Source organism: Microvirga tunisiensis (genome assembly GCF_009296175.1).
Classification (GTDB): Bacteria; Pseudomonadota; Alphaproteobacteria; order Rhizobiales; family Beijerinckiaceae; genus Microvirga; species Microvirga tunisiensis.
The window spans coordinates 1-13,967 of sequence record NZ_VOSK01000026.1 but is presented as its reverse complement, the minus strand read 5'-3'; the positions used below and the strand labels follow the sequence as shown (position 1 = coordinate 13,967).

Sequence of the window (13,967 nt, the reverse complement as noted above, 5' to 3'; positions counted from 1 at the left end):
TCCTCCGAATGCCCACCCCGTACACAACGAGGCACCCAGCAATCAGCAGGACAGAAAAAAGCGTCTGGCTTAACATTGCGGAATTCCTCTGGTGAATCAGGCGGCTTGCTAGGCAACAACACCTGGAAACTAGGCCTTCTGTCAGTCGAGAAGTATACTCTTTTGCAGACTATTAGATATAAGACCTCTCCTATTCGGGTTTTATTTATCTGATCCGATGCAATTGTCTGATCGGTCTCCATATTGATCTGAGCACAACTTGTTGTTGCCCCTCGTTTTCGCTCCAGCCCGAGGTCGGGTTTTCGAGAGGATGCGGGACTGTGAGGAGGCTCGCCATGTGTCTAAGCAAAAGCTTTCCGTTCAATCTGGAGCACTATGAGGATCATGATGCCCCCGGTCTCACGCCTCACTCGGTGCAGATGGCGCAGGCCACCTGGCTGCGGCTGACGGCGGCCGAGTTATCCGGGATTCGAACCACATCAGAACTCATCGGACGAGTTGAGGAAAGGTACGGCCTCTCCCATGAGCAGGCCACAAGGGATGTGGAGTTCTGGGCCTTGGACAAGCAGCCTTGAGCGCTTCGCTGCAGCAGGCGGAACATGGCCTCAGACCACATCTGCCTCGACCGCTAGGGTCCGATCTCACAGGAGACGCGAATGAGTGAGCGGATCGGCCGCCTTTGTGACGAGCTGCGGATCAAGCTTCACGGGATGGACCGCCGGCTTGAGGCGCTTAAATCGAACGGCGCGGCGACCTTCGACCAGTCGCAGGATGTTCTTGAGAGCCAACTCGACCGTGTCGAGCAGCGCATCTATGACAACCGCGTGACCGTTGAAGCGGCCAATATCAGGGTCAAGACGTGGCTCGCGGAGCAAAAAGTCAGATCTGTGGCGGGTGGGGCCCTTTGGACAGAACGCCACAGGGCTCATCGGCTGGAAATCCGCGCCGATGATGCTGAGGCCTATGCCATTGCCGTCTTTGAGCTTGCGGCTGCGGCAGCCGATGAGGCCACCCTCGCGGTCCTGCAGGCCCTGCTCGCGCGCAACGATGCTGATGCCGCGGCTTTGTGTGAGACGGACCTGTCTAATCAATGAACCTGAGGATATCGCCCAGCACTCTCAAGCCAATGCAACAGATTTTCGGGAGTGAATGACAAAGTGACAACACTGAACAATGGGGATTTATACTTTCTCACTTTCTCACTTTCTCTGCGTGCTCGCAGCGCGAGCCTCTGAATGAGGCGTGAGCGAAGGCAAGTTACCGCGCGGTGGTGGCGTGGAGCAAACCCTGGTGCTCCCACGAGCGGAGTAAGTGGTCGGCCTCCCGCCTCGCTTCACAAAGCGAACGAAGAAGATGAGGTATGGAATCACTCTCAAGGAACAGGCTGCCTGGAAGACATCCCGTTTCTTAGCAAGATGGAGCCACTGTGATGTTTGTCATCGAGTTCTTTCGGGTGCGTGGCACAGACGAAGCTCATGCGACCCTGGACCGGGTTGAACATGACGCAGCGGATCTGGAGGACGCGAAAGTGAGAGCCCAATCCCTCTTCGAAACATTGGACATGCCGCAAAAGCCTGACGCCTTGCGGATTCTGGATCACAGTGGCGACGAGGTGTTTTTCTGGAGCCCACAGTACGGCGGCTCCTGAAAACGCAGGTGCCTCTCCTGGTGTGTTGTTCGCCCGCATCGAAGCCAACGGGAGAAGAGTCATGGCCAATGTTCATTATAGGCTCGTCGAGCACGAAGGTGGATGGGTCTACAAAGCCGGGGATGTCTTCTCGGAACGCTATGCCACCTATGAGGAAGCACGCGAGGCAGCGGAGCGGACTGCCGCCGAACAGAGGCTGCCGGGCGCGACTGAAGACATCGAGTTCCAGGACGAAGTCGGCGATTGGCACGAAGAAGTGTCTCCGGGACAGGACCGGCCGGAGACAGACGTCACGGGATGAGCGGCCCCGTCTCGATCCGGGAGAAGATCAACCATGATCCCTGGCGGGTGCAATTCCGCTGCATGGGACGGCTAAGGAAAAACCCATGCGGATACGCGTCGGCTGCGAGATGACGTACGAGCTCGGGCAAGTCACGCCCATGATCGCGATCCTCAATGTGCACTCCTCGAGAGTGTCCGACCTGGAGCGGCCCGACTATCTCATCACCACGCCATCAGTGCCGGTGGACGGATACCGGGACAGTTTCGGGAACTGGTGTAACCGCCTCGTTGCACCGGCTGGAAGGATCAGCTTCAGGACAGAAACCGTTATCCGCGATACAGGCCAGTGGGACTTGGCAGATCCAGGGGCTGAGCAGATCCAGATCCAAAACCTTCCCGCAGAAACCTTGCTCTACCTGTTGGGCAGCCGCTACTGCGAGACGGACCGTCTCACCGACATTGCCTGGAGTCGCTTTGGATCAGCTCCGTTGGGCTGGGACCGCGTGCAGGCCATCTGCGATTACGTGCACGATCATATCACCTTCGGCTACGAGCACTCGCGCGCGACGCGTACGGCTGTTGAAGCGTTTGAGGAAGAGCGCGGCGTGTGCCGCGACTATGCTCATCTGGCGCTCACGTTCTGCCGCTGCCTCAACATCCCGGCCCGTTAATGCACTGGTTACATCAGTGACATCGGCCTTCCACCGCCTCATGCCCCTCAGGACTTTGCCGCCTGGATCGAGGTCTTTCTGGGTGGGCGCTGGCACACGTTCGACCCCCGCAACAATGATCCACGGATCGGCCGGATTCTGATCGCTCGTGGCCGCGATGCTGCCGACGTGCCGCTGACCCTCACCTTTGGCCCAGCACTCTGGTCGACTTTCATGTGACCACCGAGGAAGTGATGGGATCAGATGTCTGATCCCCTGAGCTTACACCGTGTGCTTTGCTGTTGCTGCCTGCTATTCCGATTGAAGCTGACAGTGAACAGGCAAACGCCCTTTCCAGAGGAGCGTCATTGTGTGCGTTGGCCTCATGGGTCTGAAGCGTGAACACGGTCCTGAATCGTTCAAGGTGCTCCTGGCACCGATCGTTTCAGCGAGCCTTAGCCAGCCGCCGCCTCATCGCTTTCGTCACCGAGGAGATCGTCGAGCATGTCCGCCAGATCCGCGACTTGATCCGACAACGCGCGATAAACCGCGGCATCGCCAGACTCATCCTCGATCCGAATGCGATACTCTCCGTCAACCTGCATGACGGCAATGTTGGCGAGGCTCTTCATGATAGGAAATTGAGCCATCTGTAACTCCATAAGGTAGCGAGAACGCCTGAGCGCCCGCGAGTGATCCATTTTGATCAAGCGGATCAAATGATGGCTGCCCCGATCCGCCGAATGGTAGCCCCGCCAGAACTGTTAGCAACCACGCATTGCGATATACATTGCGTTCGGCATCGCAGCACCCGTACATTGTCGAAGGTGACGGTCTGAGGCTCGCTGCTCGTAAACACCTCACAAAGCGCCTGTTGAACGTCATCGTTCGGAGGAGCGTTCGAGCACAGGGCAATGACGGGAAGATTACAGGCATATTCGCCTGCTGCTAGCTATCATGGTGTTAACTCGATCTCACCACGATGGCCTATGTGAGCTAGCAATGCAAAACGCCAGTCCATCAAAACCGGCGTTCCTGGTTCAGACTTATGCCGCATCGTCTGCCGGAGCGTCAGCGGTATCGTTGGCCTGCAACGCATCTATCAACAGACCAGCGTTCTGACGAATCCTTGCCTCAATCTCAGACGCGATCCCGGTATTTTCCTTCAGGAAGGCTTTGGCGTTCTCGCGGCCCTGGCCGAGGCGCTGGCTGTCATAGGAGAACCAGGCGCCCGACTTCTCGACCACGTTGGCCTTCACCCCAAGATCGATCAGCTCGCCCATCTTGGAGATGCCCTCGCCGAACATGATGTCAAACTCAACCTGCTTGAAGGGCGGAGCCACCTTGTTCTTGACGACCTTCACCCGCACCTGATTGCCGATCGGCTCATCGCGATCCTTCAGAGTCGAAATGCGACGAATGTCAAGACGTACGGAGGCGTAGAACTTCAGCGCGTTGCCGCCGGTGGTCGTCTCAGGTGAACCGTACATGACGCCGATCTTCATGCGGATCTGGTTGATGAAGATCACCATCGTCTTGGTGCGGCTGATCGAGCCGGTGAGCTTGCGCAGGGCCTGGCTCATCAGGCGGGCCTGAAGACCAGGACGGCTCTCGCCCATCTCGCCCTCGATCTCGGCCTTCGGCGTCAGGGCGGCCACCGAGTCAATAACCAACACATCGACAGAGCCCGAGCGGATCAGGGTATCGGCAATCTCAAGCGCCTGCTCGCCATTGTCCGGCTGAGAGATCAGGAGATCATCGAGGTTAACGCCCAGCTTTCGCGCATAGGCTGGATCGAGCGCATGCTCCGCATCGATAAAACCGCAGACGCCGCCCGTCTTCTGAGCCTCGGCGACGGTCTGGAGCGCCAGCGTCGTCTTGCCTGAGGATTCCGGCCCATAGACCTCGACGACGCGACCTCTCGGAAGACCACCCACGCCCAGAGCGATATCGAGCCCCAGAGAGCCGGTCGAAATCGTCTCCACCTCAACGACCTGACGGTCGCCAAGGCGCATGATCGAGCCCTTGCCAAAGGCACGCTCGATCTGGGCTACCGCTGTTTCGATCGCCTTGTTCTTGTCGATGCTCATCATGGCTCCGCTTGTGTAAATTCTGAGTATTGACTCTACCTGACATGAATTCCGAATGCCAGAACAAAGCAGGAACTAAGATCAGTTATGAGCACTGTTTGCGGTTAAGCCTCCATCTACATCAGGATACCAATGGTTCCACATTCTGTAAGCGGTCATGCCAGAGCCTCTCTCCGTTCTGAATCATCTGAGATGAAGGCTTTTTGTTTTAGTCCTCATCAAGACTAATTCGTATCATGGAAGGATTGTGCCATATCCGAGGACAAGCATCGAAGCCGATCCCTTTGTGAGCTTGAGTGGTGTGCGGGATACATCAGCCTTTCTGCTTCAGCCACGTATTGACAAATACCGCCATCCGCCTGGGCTCACGTAGCAAGGTCACCAGAAATCGGCGGAGCAGTTCTTGATGTAACCTCCCTTAACTGATGTGACATCTCCACCCCATGAGCAACTCCTTCTGTGTTAAGCTGGGATTCTGGAGGAGACCACGATGGTTGATGTCTTCCGAGTGCCGATGGATGTTACCTATGCGCTCGCAGGCGGCGAGCCCGCCCTGATGGCTTATCGCCGATGGAGGAGCATCTCGCGCGATGACCTCGCCGAAAAGAGCGGCATTGCCAAGGAGGACATCCAAGCAATTGAGGAAGGCAACCAGGATATCGAGGAGGAGATGCTCGAAAGCCTCTCAACGGTCCTCAAAGTGCCTCAGGATCAGCCTGATCTAAGGCCCCGCCATTCTGATTGGCGAGTTCTATGCAAGGTGCAGGAGAGCCGTTGCTGAATTCTCATAGGCTGAGGATGTCGGCATGCTTTGAGAACAACAGAGCGGACGCTTCCGGAACATCACTTGACAGCCGCTTTCTCAGCGCAGGACAAGTTGTATTATGCTGTATTGACGGAGCAACTGCCGTGGATGTGGTCGTGACACGTGCGAAGATCAAACCAGGCACCTGGAGGTTGAGGGATAGGCTCGGGCGACCTCTCGGAACAATCACTGAGATTTCTCTGTCGCTATTCGTCATCGATGCAGATCGCAGCTCGGGGCTGTACAAAATGGCCACTGCTAACTTCCCCACTCTCGATAGCGCGATGTCGGCCATCGCTACCCACATGAAGGGCGAATGTCAGCTTTCCAGCGATGACGGATGACGTAGTGCCATAGGGCTGAGATCGAAACTGGCTTTGCTACATCAACGCGTTTTACTTGCTTATACTCTCCCTTGAGAACGAGGTATGACCGCGTTGATCCGCGCGCTCGGTAATCAAAGGCAGCTCCACGGGACGCACGCTAGGTCAGCCGGTGATCAAGGAGCCCGGATCGCCCGGACTCAGAGCGCGGCAGCAGCCTTCTGTGCGGCTCGTCCCACCGCACTGGCGACCGCGTCGGGAGCCAGGTGGTGGACCATATGGCCGAGGCCCGGAAGCACGATAAACTCGCTCTGCGGCAGCTCCCGATGCAGGCGCTTCGACTGACGGCCCACATCCGCAATCTGATCGTCGGCACCTGTGATGATCGTGATTGGCATCCGCAGTTCCCGATAGTGGTGCTGCAGCTCCATTGCTGAGGGAGTCATGAGGGCTGCGTCCTCAGCCGCGGCGCGCAGCTGCGACGGACGGAGCATCATTTCCTTGGGGAACAGGCGCTCGAACCGCTCCGACACCTCCGCGGGCGCGAACATTTGTTTGATCAGGCCCGGCATCATGGCGCGGGCGACCAGGGGGGAGATGGTGTAGCGCATCGCGTCGCCGATCACGGGAACAGCCGGCGGCGAGAACAGGAACGTGTCGGCTCGCAGCGTCGGGTAGTAGTAGCCCGAGGCAAGCACAAGGCTTTGAACAAGCGACGGGCACTCCAGCGCGAGGGCGACTGCGACCAGGGTGCCCCAGGAGTGCCCTAGGACAACAGCTTGCTCGACGCCGAGCTGCTTCAACGCACGCTGGAAGAGCTTGGCGTGGGCTCGTGGGGTCCAGAGCTGGCGAGGTCTGCTGCTGTAGCCATAACCAGGACGATCAATCACGATCACCCTGTATCGGGACGCCAGACGGTCCACGAGACCGCTGACGGTAAAGTCCTGGATCATGGTGCCGTTGCCATGGATCAGCACGACAGGCTCGCCCGCGCCGCGCTCGATGTAGTGCAGACGCACACCATCAACGTCGAGAAACCGGCCCACGGGCGGCGCCTTGCGTTCGGCAGCCCCCGTTCTCTGCCGGTTGTACAGAGCAGCTGCGCCGAGCGCTGCGGCCGAGCCTGCCAGAACGGGCGTAAGCCAACGCCAAGGGCTCGAATGAGAGCTCTCGTTAGAACGAGGCGCCCTGCCCGACCCTGTACTCGCCTGCCCATGCCGCTGGGTGTTTGCCCGCTGCGGTTCAGTAGAGCGAGGCGCCGACCCAACCGGGCTGCGCGAGCTTGTCTCGGCTCTTGTCTCCATACGGGACATGCATACTCTCCATGTGGGCTGATCGTAGAGAAAGCCTGAGACGGCCGTCGGTTGCTGCAGCGCACCAACGAGAGGCAGAAGCCCTTTCCAAAGGGGCGTCTTCGTGGACGTGGGTTCGGCAGGCCGAGGCGTGAGTACGGTCGCGGAAGACTCACAACGTCCCTGTCATGGATCGTTTCAGAAAGCCTTATCCAGCGGTTAGCTCCTCGTCTTCATCACTAAAGTGGTCGTCGAGCATGTTGGCGAGATCCATAACCTGATCGGATGAGGCGCGATAAACCCCGGTATCGCCGGACTCATCCTCGATCCGGATGCGATATTCTCCATCAACATGAGTGACGGCAATGTTGGCGATGGTCTTCATGATAGGAAACTGGGCCATGCGTATCTCCATGGGACAACGAGAAGGCCCGAGCGCCCGCAAGTGATCCACTTTGATCGGCGGATGGAACGGTGGCTGGGGCTGGCCCGACGAATGAGAGTCCCGCCAGGGCTGTTAGCGACCACGCGTTGCGACGTACACTGTGTTTGTCACCTCACCATCCTTCCGTATGTTGTCGAACGCAACGATACGAGCCTCGCTGGTGGCAAACACCTCACGAAGTGCCCATTGAACCCCATCGTCCGGAGGATCGTTTAACCACAGGGCAACGACGCCACCAGGATGAAGGTGCGCAGAAAGGCGCGTGAGACCCTCGACGGTGTAGAGCGCTAAATGGCTCGGATGCAGGACGTTCTTCGGTGAGTGGTCGATATCGACCAGGATCGCGTGGTAGCGGCGTCCTGGTTGGTCGGCATTGAAGCCCACCTCCGAAGCGGCTCCTGCAAAGAAGTCACCAAGAACCAGCCGGCAGCGTGGATCAGAGGTCAGCTCGAGGCTGAGCGCTCCCATGGGAGTGGGCGACAGTCAAGCTCCTCGACGAGCGCACTCATGGCATGCTCCGGATTGGTGGGTCATTGTAGCTCCATCACAGCATCCGCGATAGCTAGGAAATCGCCATTCATGTACTGACGACGAACGCCGTCAAGTATGGAGCACTGTCCGTACTGGACGGATCTGTCGCGGTCTCCTAGGCTCTTGTGGGGGATCAAGACCGCCGCGAACTCATCATCGAGTGCATTGAGCGGAACGGTCCTGCCACCAGTCCGCCGGCTCGGAGGGGCTTTGACACCCAGCTTCTCAAACGTTTGCTGAACAATCAGATCGGTGCCCGGGCGATGATCTCCTACAAACAGGAAGGGCTGCGGGCGCACATAGCGGTACCGCTTCCGTGTCGAATGTCTGCACCCACTCCAATGGACAGTCTCGCCCCCTTAGGTCCACCGCATACTGCCGTCGCATTCCCCGGATTCTCGGACGGGCGGCAGCGGGTGTATGTGCATTGCTGGGTCTGATAAATATTGAAGCCTCCCCGGCCCCTGCTGAGCAAAGTCTTGTCTTTGAATTGCGTCGAAAGCCGCCAAGTTCTGCCTCCATTAGAGACAGAGACGGACAGCACTTGCAATTGTTAAAGAAAATACCTATATAAAAATTATCGGATTTTGGCCGGACAATCGGGTCGTTTCGCTTTTGGTCTTTCCAGGCGCACGTTCGGACTTTCTTACCATTACATCGACGAACCGAGTTAAGGCCGCGCTTTTGCGTGCCTTCGCTCACGTGCATCTGCAACAATCGCGAAAGGCTACCCCAATGGTTATGGGCACTGTAAAATTCTACAACGACATGAAGGGCTTCGGCTTCATCCAGCCCAACGATGGCAGCAAGGATGTGTTCGTCCACGCCACCGCTCTAGAGCGCGCTAGCATGCGCAACCTCATCGAAGGGCAGAAGGTTGCCTTTGACACGGCCGAAGACCGCCGCTCCGGCAAAATCGCCGTCAACAACATCGAGAACGCGTGATCTTGATGGTCGGCTCAGGACATAACCTGTGCCGCTAAGCCTTGAAGCCGCTCCCGCGTGGGGCGGCTTTTTCATTTGTACCGGCTAACAGCCAGCAGCGGTTACCCACGCTACCCTGCCCCATGACAGCTAAGCTCCAGGAGGAATGAATGTCGCACAAGTATCAGGTTCATCAGTTGGTCCGCATCACCCATCCGCGTATTTCGGACAAGCGTGCAAGTGCAAGCGGCATCTACGAGGTAACGCGTCTCATGCCCGCCGATCAGACCGGTGAGTTCTCGTACCGCATCAAATCGTCCGGCTTCGGCGAGCGCGCCGTGCGCGAAAGCGAGATCGCGGCTAGGGCGTCGATTATTTGACCGGCGGTGAGGCCTTCTTCCACGGATCCCAGATCTACGACCCTGTCGCGCTGCTTCGACGGGATGATGAGATCCTGTACGTCGCCCGTGTTGGCATGAAGGCGTCACAGCGGTTTATGATCCTCACGCCCACGGGTGAACCCGCTTGGCCGCTTCGAGCGCACGAGTGGCACGTCGTGACGCCTGAGCCCATCGGACAGAATGAGTGGCAGGCCAAGACGCTGGCACGGCTTTTGACTGAGAGAGCTTAGGCAACACAGCAGAGAGGAACCCTACCATGGCCGATCGACCGACCAATCTCGATACCCATCGCGGCATGGCGGCCCAGAAGGCGACGGACCTTCGCCGTCTGCGGTCCGAGGTCGAAGCCGACCAGGAAGCGCTACGTGCAAGGCAGGCGGCTCTCGAAGACCTGCTGGCAGCCGCACCTGCTGCCGATTGGCACGAGGCGGTCGAAAAGGCGCGCTATTTGCTTGGCCTCCTGGCGCAGAGCCTGGATGCAAGCGATCTGCGCCGCCGCAAGCTGATCGACCGCATGATGGCCGACTTCGATCATCTGCTCGACAAGTCGACCCACGACTGAAATGATCTCATCCACGAACTGATCGTCAACGGAGACCAGCCATGGCCAAAGGTGAACAACGCGGCAACCGCGAGGCAAAAAAGCCGAAGAAGGACAAGCCAAAGGAGGCAATCCCGACCTCGCCCTTCGCGAACCAGGGCAAAGGCGGGACGCCAGCGAAACCATCCGGCGGCAAGCGATAGCGTCTCGCGCACCATGCCGTAGGATGTTCTGTATTCGGCGCATCTATTCCAGGGAGCCTATCAACAGGGAAATGCGTGACGCGCGGACCCGCGGCGAAGATGGCGCAGAGGGATGTTCCGGGAACTATCCGCCTAACATGAACCTCTGCGTGTAGACGCTCCTTGAGGAGCGCATCGGGTGCTCCGAGTTTGTATATGGTGAGCCCGGCTCAGTTCCCTAACAGAGAGTTTCACTGCCCCATCCCTGATGCCTGGATCGCTTCGCGTCGCTTCCGTTGTTTGTCACGGCATCTCTCGCCAGCAGAGGGGGCAGGCGCTCTGCCGTCGCGCCAGACCCTAAGTCTTTGACCGGTGCCGCAATGGACAATGCTCCTAAATCGGCCACTATCCTGGGCAGGGTTGGCCCTGAGTTTCAATTGAAGGGCAGGTTTCGATGCGCTTATCAGCGATTATTCTTCTCGTCACTCTCGGTTGCTCAGGTGTCGCTCATGCTCAGAGCACCCCGCCAGCGTCAGGTGCACCCAAGTTCATCACGATTAATAACAATGCCCTTCTGAGTTCGCGACTGATCGGCCTGAACGTCCAAAGCGCCAGCGGCAAAGAGATGGGCAAGATTGAGGATGTTGTCTTCGAGGGTGGCCAGATCATTGGAGTCGTGCTGTCCGTCGGGGAGCTCCTGGGCAGCGGCCAGCGCTATGTGGCTGTCGATCCTTCCGCGATCTCAATCCGGTACACAGAAGGTGAGAACAAGTGGCAGGCGACCATGAACGCGGACCTTGAGCAGCTGAAATCGGCCCCGGAGTTCCGCTACGAAGGCAAGTGGAAGCGCTGATCCGCATGCGCCCTGGCAGGACGTCTGGTGCTCAGCCTTCTGTCAGGGCGCTTCTGCCTCTCACCGTCAGCCGATAGCCGCCTTGACCGTGTTCATTGAGCGACGAGGCTTGTGAGGCGGTGTTGCAACCAGCACTGCATTGGCGCCCTGGTTGAGGTTTCAGACAGCTCTCAACCGGGGCGTTTTAGTTACTGTATGCGACCGGGTTCAAGCAGCCCACGGCATCGCTACTGGAGCGGCTTGAACCACCTCTGACAACACCAGGCCCTTTAAGGCCTCAAGCACTCTCATTGGTGCATGCGGCGGCACGAACACGGAATCGACCGAAGCGTGTTCAGCCTCTGAGATCACCTCGGATAGCAGGATGGCGGGCCGACCTGGGTTGTGCCGATGATACTCATCGGCGAGGAGCCATCCATCCACGAGCCCGGGAAGCTTCACTCGCGTCACAAGCCAATTGATGTGGGCCTGCTGCTGGCAGAGCGACAGGAGTCCCGCGTTGCCTGTTGGAACGGCCAGGACCTGATAGCCGGCAGTCCGGAGAATGGTCTCCAGCAACTCACGTATGATGGGATCATTCTCGACGACAAGAACGGTGGCTGAAGCATGCATTTCTTGGGGCATCGCGCATTGTTTGGGAGACATGCCCATGCTCTGCCGGTTTGGTTAATGCATCCCTAACAAGCCTGAGAGACAGGGTGAGTGCGCCACGCTGCCACGCCCGATGTGAGACGCTAGTCACCTTTCACAAATCAGCTCAATCTCACCTCAGCTGCCTGACATCGACAGCTGGCGGCGAGCCCCGGGATTGGCACGGATGTACTGCCCTCCCGGGCTCCTCGTCGGACCTCCTGCGCCTTCGCTCCAGGACAGGCACCCGCAACCCTCTCTGTACCCCTTCATGCCATGCTCTCGGCTTACCCTGCGGTTGCAAGCCTCTCCACCGATGTCTGATGACCGTTTCGAAAAGCACGAGCTTCGCGATCAGGAATTGCGCGATCTCCGGACCAGAATTTATGGAGATGGTAGAGTGGGCTGGCTGGCCGCCGCTTTAACGGCTGTGGTCGCCGCAGTGGCTCTCCTGGCAATCGCCTACATGGCTCTCTACGCCCGCTCTTCATTAACGAAGTGAATCCGCCTGTGCCCTACTCCCGCAAATCCACCTAAGATGCAGCTGATATGAAGTATTTTTTCGAAACCACTAAATCAAAAAAACGCCTTAGCGCCGCGTCCAACGTAGCAGCCGGGGCTGTTATTGGCACATTGATAGGGTTCCTGCTGTACCTTCAGCACTTCTTTGTTTCGGAGCCTGTCGGAGGTAGTCCGTATCTGAATGGGAAAGGCGAGATTGCAATATGCGCATTGATCGGAGCCATTCTCCTTCCCGCCATTTTTGCGGCTTTCAGGTGGGCCGCTAAGAGGTATCTCGCGAGTTTATTGGCTGCCATAAAGTCAACGCACCGCAGCACATGAGCGCCTACTCCCGCGACAGCAGGGCCATCTGGTGAGGCGCTTCGCTTGCTCTAAACCCCCGCCATGACCGACTCCACCGATCCCGCCCATCGACCCGATCGACGCCTTCGTGTTCATGTTCTCGGAAGACCTGAGAAAGATTGACCCCAAGGGCTTCAAGTCCGCCGAGATTACCCGGAAGATCATGGGCCCCTGTCCACTACGGAAATCATTTTCCTCAATCAAGCCTGCCAGGAGGCGCTCAAGAACTAACAGAGTAGGTTGGGGTCGCCTCGGGGTTAGCGAGCCCCCGCCCCTCGACGCAAAGCTATCCCCAAATAGAAAAAGGCCATCCAAGGCCGAAGCTTACCGCTGGTTGGCTGATCGGACATAAGCTGGGCGGGCTCTGTCCCAGGAGCGGCCGACGTGTCGGCGAATGCGCAGCAGGCTTTCGGCACGCAAGCCTCGTCGGTATCAGGGAAGCTCATAGGAGATGTGGGGCGGGTTGCAAACCAGACACCTGTATTCGGAACTCCTGGCCAAGCTTGGCGTTGATCTAGGTTCTACAGGTCAATCAAACTCTGTGCGTCCCGAGAACTATCTCTCTGGGCCCGGGTATGCTTTGACCTGCAATCATTCGGAAGCGAGCGCAATGCAGTCAGCCGTTGTTTATACCGGCCTGGAGAACGGGTCCGAGGCCGGTCGCGATCTGGGGACAAAAATCCGGGAGACATTGGTCGATACGCCGGATGCGGTGATCATCTTCGCTTCACCCAAGTACGATCATCGCGCGTTACTCCAGGGTCTTGCAGATGCCTGCCACCCAAAGGTGATGGTCGGGGCATCCTCCGCCGGTGAATTCACACGCGACGTCCAGGGCGAGGGAATGGCCTGCGCCTTGGCCTTCAAAGGGGCCGATGCCCGCTTTGCCGCCAGCGTTGGCCGTGACCTCCAGCGCGATGCCGTGGCCGCCGCCCGACAGATCGCATCCGGGTTCGCGGGACATGCGGACCATCCGTATGGCTATCGCTCGGCTCTGGTCATGGCGGATGCCCTTGCCGGCCACGCGGAGGCCCTTGTCGATGAGCTCACAGTGGCCACCGCAGGGCAGTATCAGTTCTTCGGAGGAGGCGCCGGGGACAACGCGCAGTTTCAACACACCGTGGTTTTCTGCGGCACAGAGGTGTTCAGCGACGCCGCAGTCGCGCTCGAGATCCTCTCCGAGAAGCCGATTGGCATCGGCGTCAGTCACGGATGGCAACCCGCAAGTGAAGCCTTCCGGGTCACTGAAGCCGAGGGCAAGCGGCTCATCAGCCTGAATGGCTTTCCGGCCGTTGAAGCCTTTCAGCAGCACGCCGGAGCGACAGGGCAGACCATCGATACCGCCTCCCCCATTCCCTTTTTCTTGCACAACATCCTAGTACTACTGTGTCATAAACTTTGTGTGGCAGCAGGGACATCGTGGGAGCCTTCGCACGAGAGTGCAGATGAGTTCAGCCCGGATGGTGGCGATCGACTGGGCGACGTGGCGTTCGGGGCGGATGGGTG

Annotated in this window: 17 protein-coding genes and 1 pseudogene; 12 read left to right on the top strand and 6 right to left on the bottom strand. The window is 58.4% G+C overall.

Going from position 1 to position 13,967, the window contains the following annotated elements; translation table 11 throughout:
* Positions 1-335: 335 nt before the first annotated feature.
* The 5 genes and pseudogenes from FS320_RS09955 (at position 336) to FS320_RS09935 (ending at position 2,852) form a co-directional block, all read left to right on the top strand.
* Positions 336-575, top strand: a complete 240-nt coding sequence (locus FS320_RS09955) for a CsbD family protein (protein ID WP_152711305.1) — start codon at positions 336-338, stop codon at positions 573-575.
* 81 nt (positions 576-656) lie between these two features.
* Positions 657-1,094 (top strand): hypothetical protein, encoded by a 438-nt coding sequence (locus tag FS320_RS09950; protein WP_152711303.1) that lies wholly within the window; start codon positions 657-659, stop codon positions 1,092-1,094.
* Positions 1,095-1,429: 335 nt separating this feature from the next.
* Positions 1,430-1,648: a hypothetical protein gene (locus tag FS320_RS09945; RefSeq protein WP_152711301.1), complete on the top strand. Its 219-nt coding sequence runs from the start codon at positions 1,430-1,432 to the stop codon at positions 1,646-1,648.
* 61 nt (positions 1,649-1,709) lie between these two features.
* Positions 1,710-1,949 (top strand): hypothetical protein, encoded by a 240-nt coding sequence (locus FS320_RS09940; protein ID WP_152711300.1) that lies wholly within the window; start codon positions 1,710-1,712, stop codon positions 1,947-1,949.
* Between the two features lie 85 nt (positions 1,950-2,034).
* Positions 2,035-2,852, top strand: a pseudogene (locus tag FS320_RS09935) (transglutaminase-like domain-containing protein).
* Between the two features lie 183 nt (positions 2,853-3,035).
* Here the strand turns inward: FS320_RS09935 and FS320_RS09930 are convergent.
* Complete coding sequence (locus tag FS320_RS09930) at positions 3,036-3,230, bottom strand: hypothetical protein (protein ID WP_152711298.1); 195 nt, start codon at positions 3,228-3,230, stop codon at positions 3,036-3,038.
* A 396-nt stretch (positions 3,231-3,626) separates the two neighbouring features.
* Positions 3,627-4,670 carry a recombinase RecA gene (gene recA / locus FS320_RS09925; RefSeq protein ID WP_152711345.1) on the bottom strand — a complete coding sequence of 348 codons (1,044 nt, stop codon included), beginning with the start codon at positions 4,668-4,670 and terminating at the stop codon, positions 3,627-3,629.
* 490 nt (positions 4,671-5,160) lie between these two features.
* On the opposite strand from recA, the gene FS320_RS09920 reads away from it, so the two are divergent.
* Positions 5,161-5,451, top strand: coding sequence for a helix-turn-helix domain-containing protein (locus FS320_RS09920; protein WP_152711296.1), 291 nt, complete (start codon positions 5,161-5,163; stop codon positions 5,449-5,451).
* A gap of 547 nt (positions 5,452-5,998) precedes the next feature.
* Here FS320_RS09920 and FS320_RS09910 read toward each other — a convergent pair.
* From FS320_RS09910 to FS320_RS09900, 3 genes are all read right to left on the bottom strand, one after another.
* On the bottom strand, positions 5,999-6,928 hold the full coding sequence (locus tag FS320_RS09910; protein WP_244627065.1) for an alpha/beta fold hydrolase: 930 nt from the start codon (positions 6,926-6,928) through the stop codon (positions 5,999-6,001).
* 370 nt (positions 6,929-7,298) lie between these two features.
* Positions 7,299-7,493: a hypothetical protein gene (locus FS320_RS09905; protein ID WP_152711294.1), complete on the bottom strand. Its 195-nt coding sequence runs from the start codon at positions 7,491-7,493 to the stop codon at positions 7,299-7,301.
* A 114-nt stretch (positions 7,494-7,607) separates the two neighbouring features.
* The gene (locus FS320_RS09900; RefSeq protein ID WP_152711293.1) at positions 7,608-8,003 is read right to left on the bottom strand and encodes a polyamine aminopropyltransferase; all 396 of its coding nucleotides are present in this window, start codon (positions 8,001-8,003) and stop codon (positions 7,608-7,610) included.
* Between the two features lie 798 nt (positions 8,004-8,801).
* Here FS320_RS09900 and FS320_RS09895 point away from each other — a divergent pair.
* The 5 genes from FS320_RS09895 to FS320_RS09880 all read left to right on the top strand — a co-directional run bounded on the left by FS320_RS09895 (position 8,802) and on the right by FS320_RS09880 (position 10,967).
* Entirely contained in the window at positions 8,802-9,011 is a 210-nt protein-coding gene (locus tag FS320_RS09895; RefSeq protein ID WP_152711291.1) for a cold-shock protein, read from the top strand.
* Between the two features lie 149 nt (positions 9,012-9,160).
* Positions 9,161-9,370 (top strand): hypothetical protein, encoded by a 210-nt coding sequence (locus FS320_RS09890; RefSeq protein ID WP_152711289.1) that lies wholly within the window; start codon positions 9,161-9,163, stop codon positions 9,368-9,370.
* A gap of 277 nt (positions 9,371-9,647) precedes the next feature.
* A complete protein-coding gene (locus tag FS320_RS09885; RefSeq protein WP_152711288.1) occupies positions 9,648-9,953 on the top strand; it encodes a hypothetical protein in 306 nt (101 codons plus the stop codon).
* A gap of 41 nt (positions 9,954-9,994) precedes the next feature.
* Complete coding sequence (locus FS320_RS45875; RefSeq protein WP_162866259.1) at positions 9,995-10,135, top strand: hypothetical protein; 141 nt, start codon at positions 9,995-9,997, stop codon at positions 10,133-10,135.
* Between the two features lie 433 nt (positions 10,136-10,568).
* Entirely contained in the window at positions 10,569-10,967 is a 399-nt protein-coding gene (locus FS320_RS09880; protein WP_152711286.1) for a PRC-barrel domain-containing protein, read from the top strand.
* Positions 10,968-11,174: 207 nt separating this feature from the next.
* Here the strand turns inward: FS320_RS09880 and FS320_RS09875 are convergent, their stop codons facing one another.
* Positions 11,175-11,579 (bottom strand): response regulator, encoded by a 405-nt coding sequence (locus FS320_RS09875; protein ID WP_152711284.1) that lies wholly within the window; start codon positions 11,577-11,579, stop codon positions 11,175-11,177.
* A gap of 1,492 nt (positions 11,580-13,071) precedes the next feature.
* Between FS320_RS09875 and FS320_RS09870 the strand changes: the two genes are divergently transcribed.
* On the top strand, positions 13,072-13,967 hold an 896-nt coding region (locus tag FS320_RS09870; protein WP_152711282.1), incomplete at its 3' end, for an FIST signal transduction protein.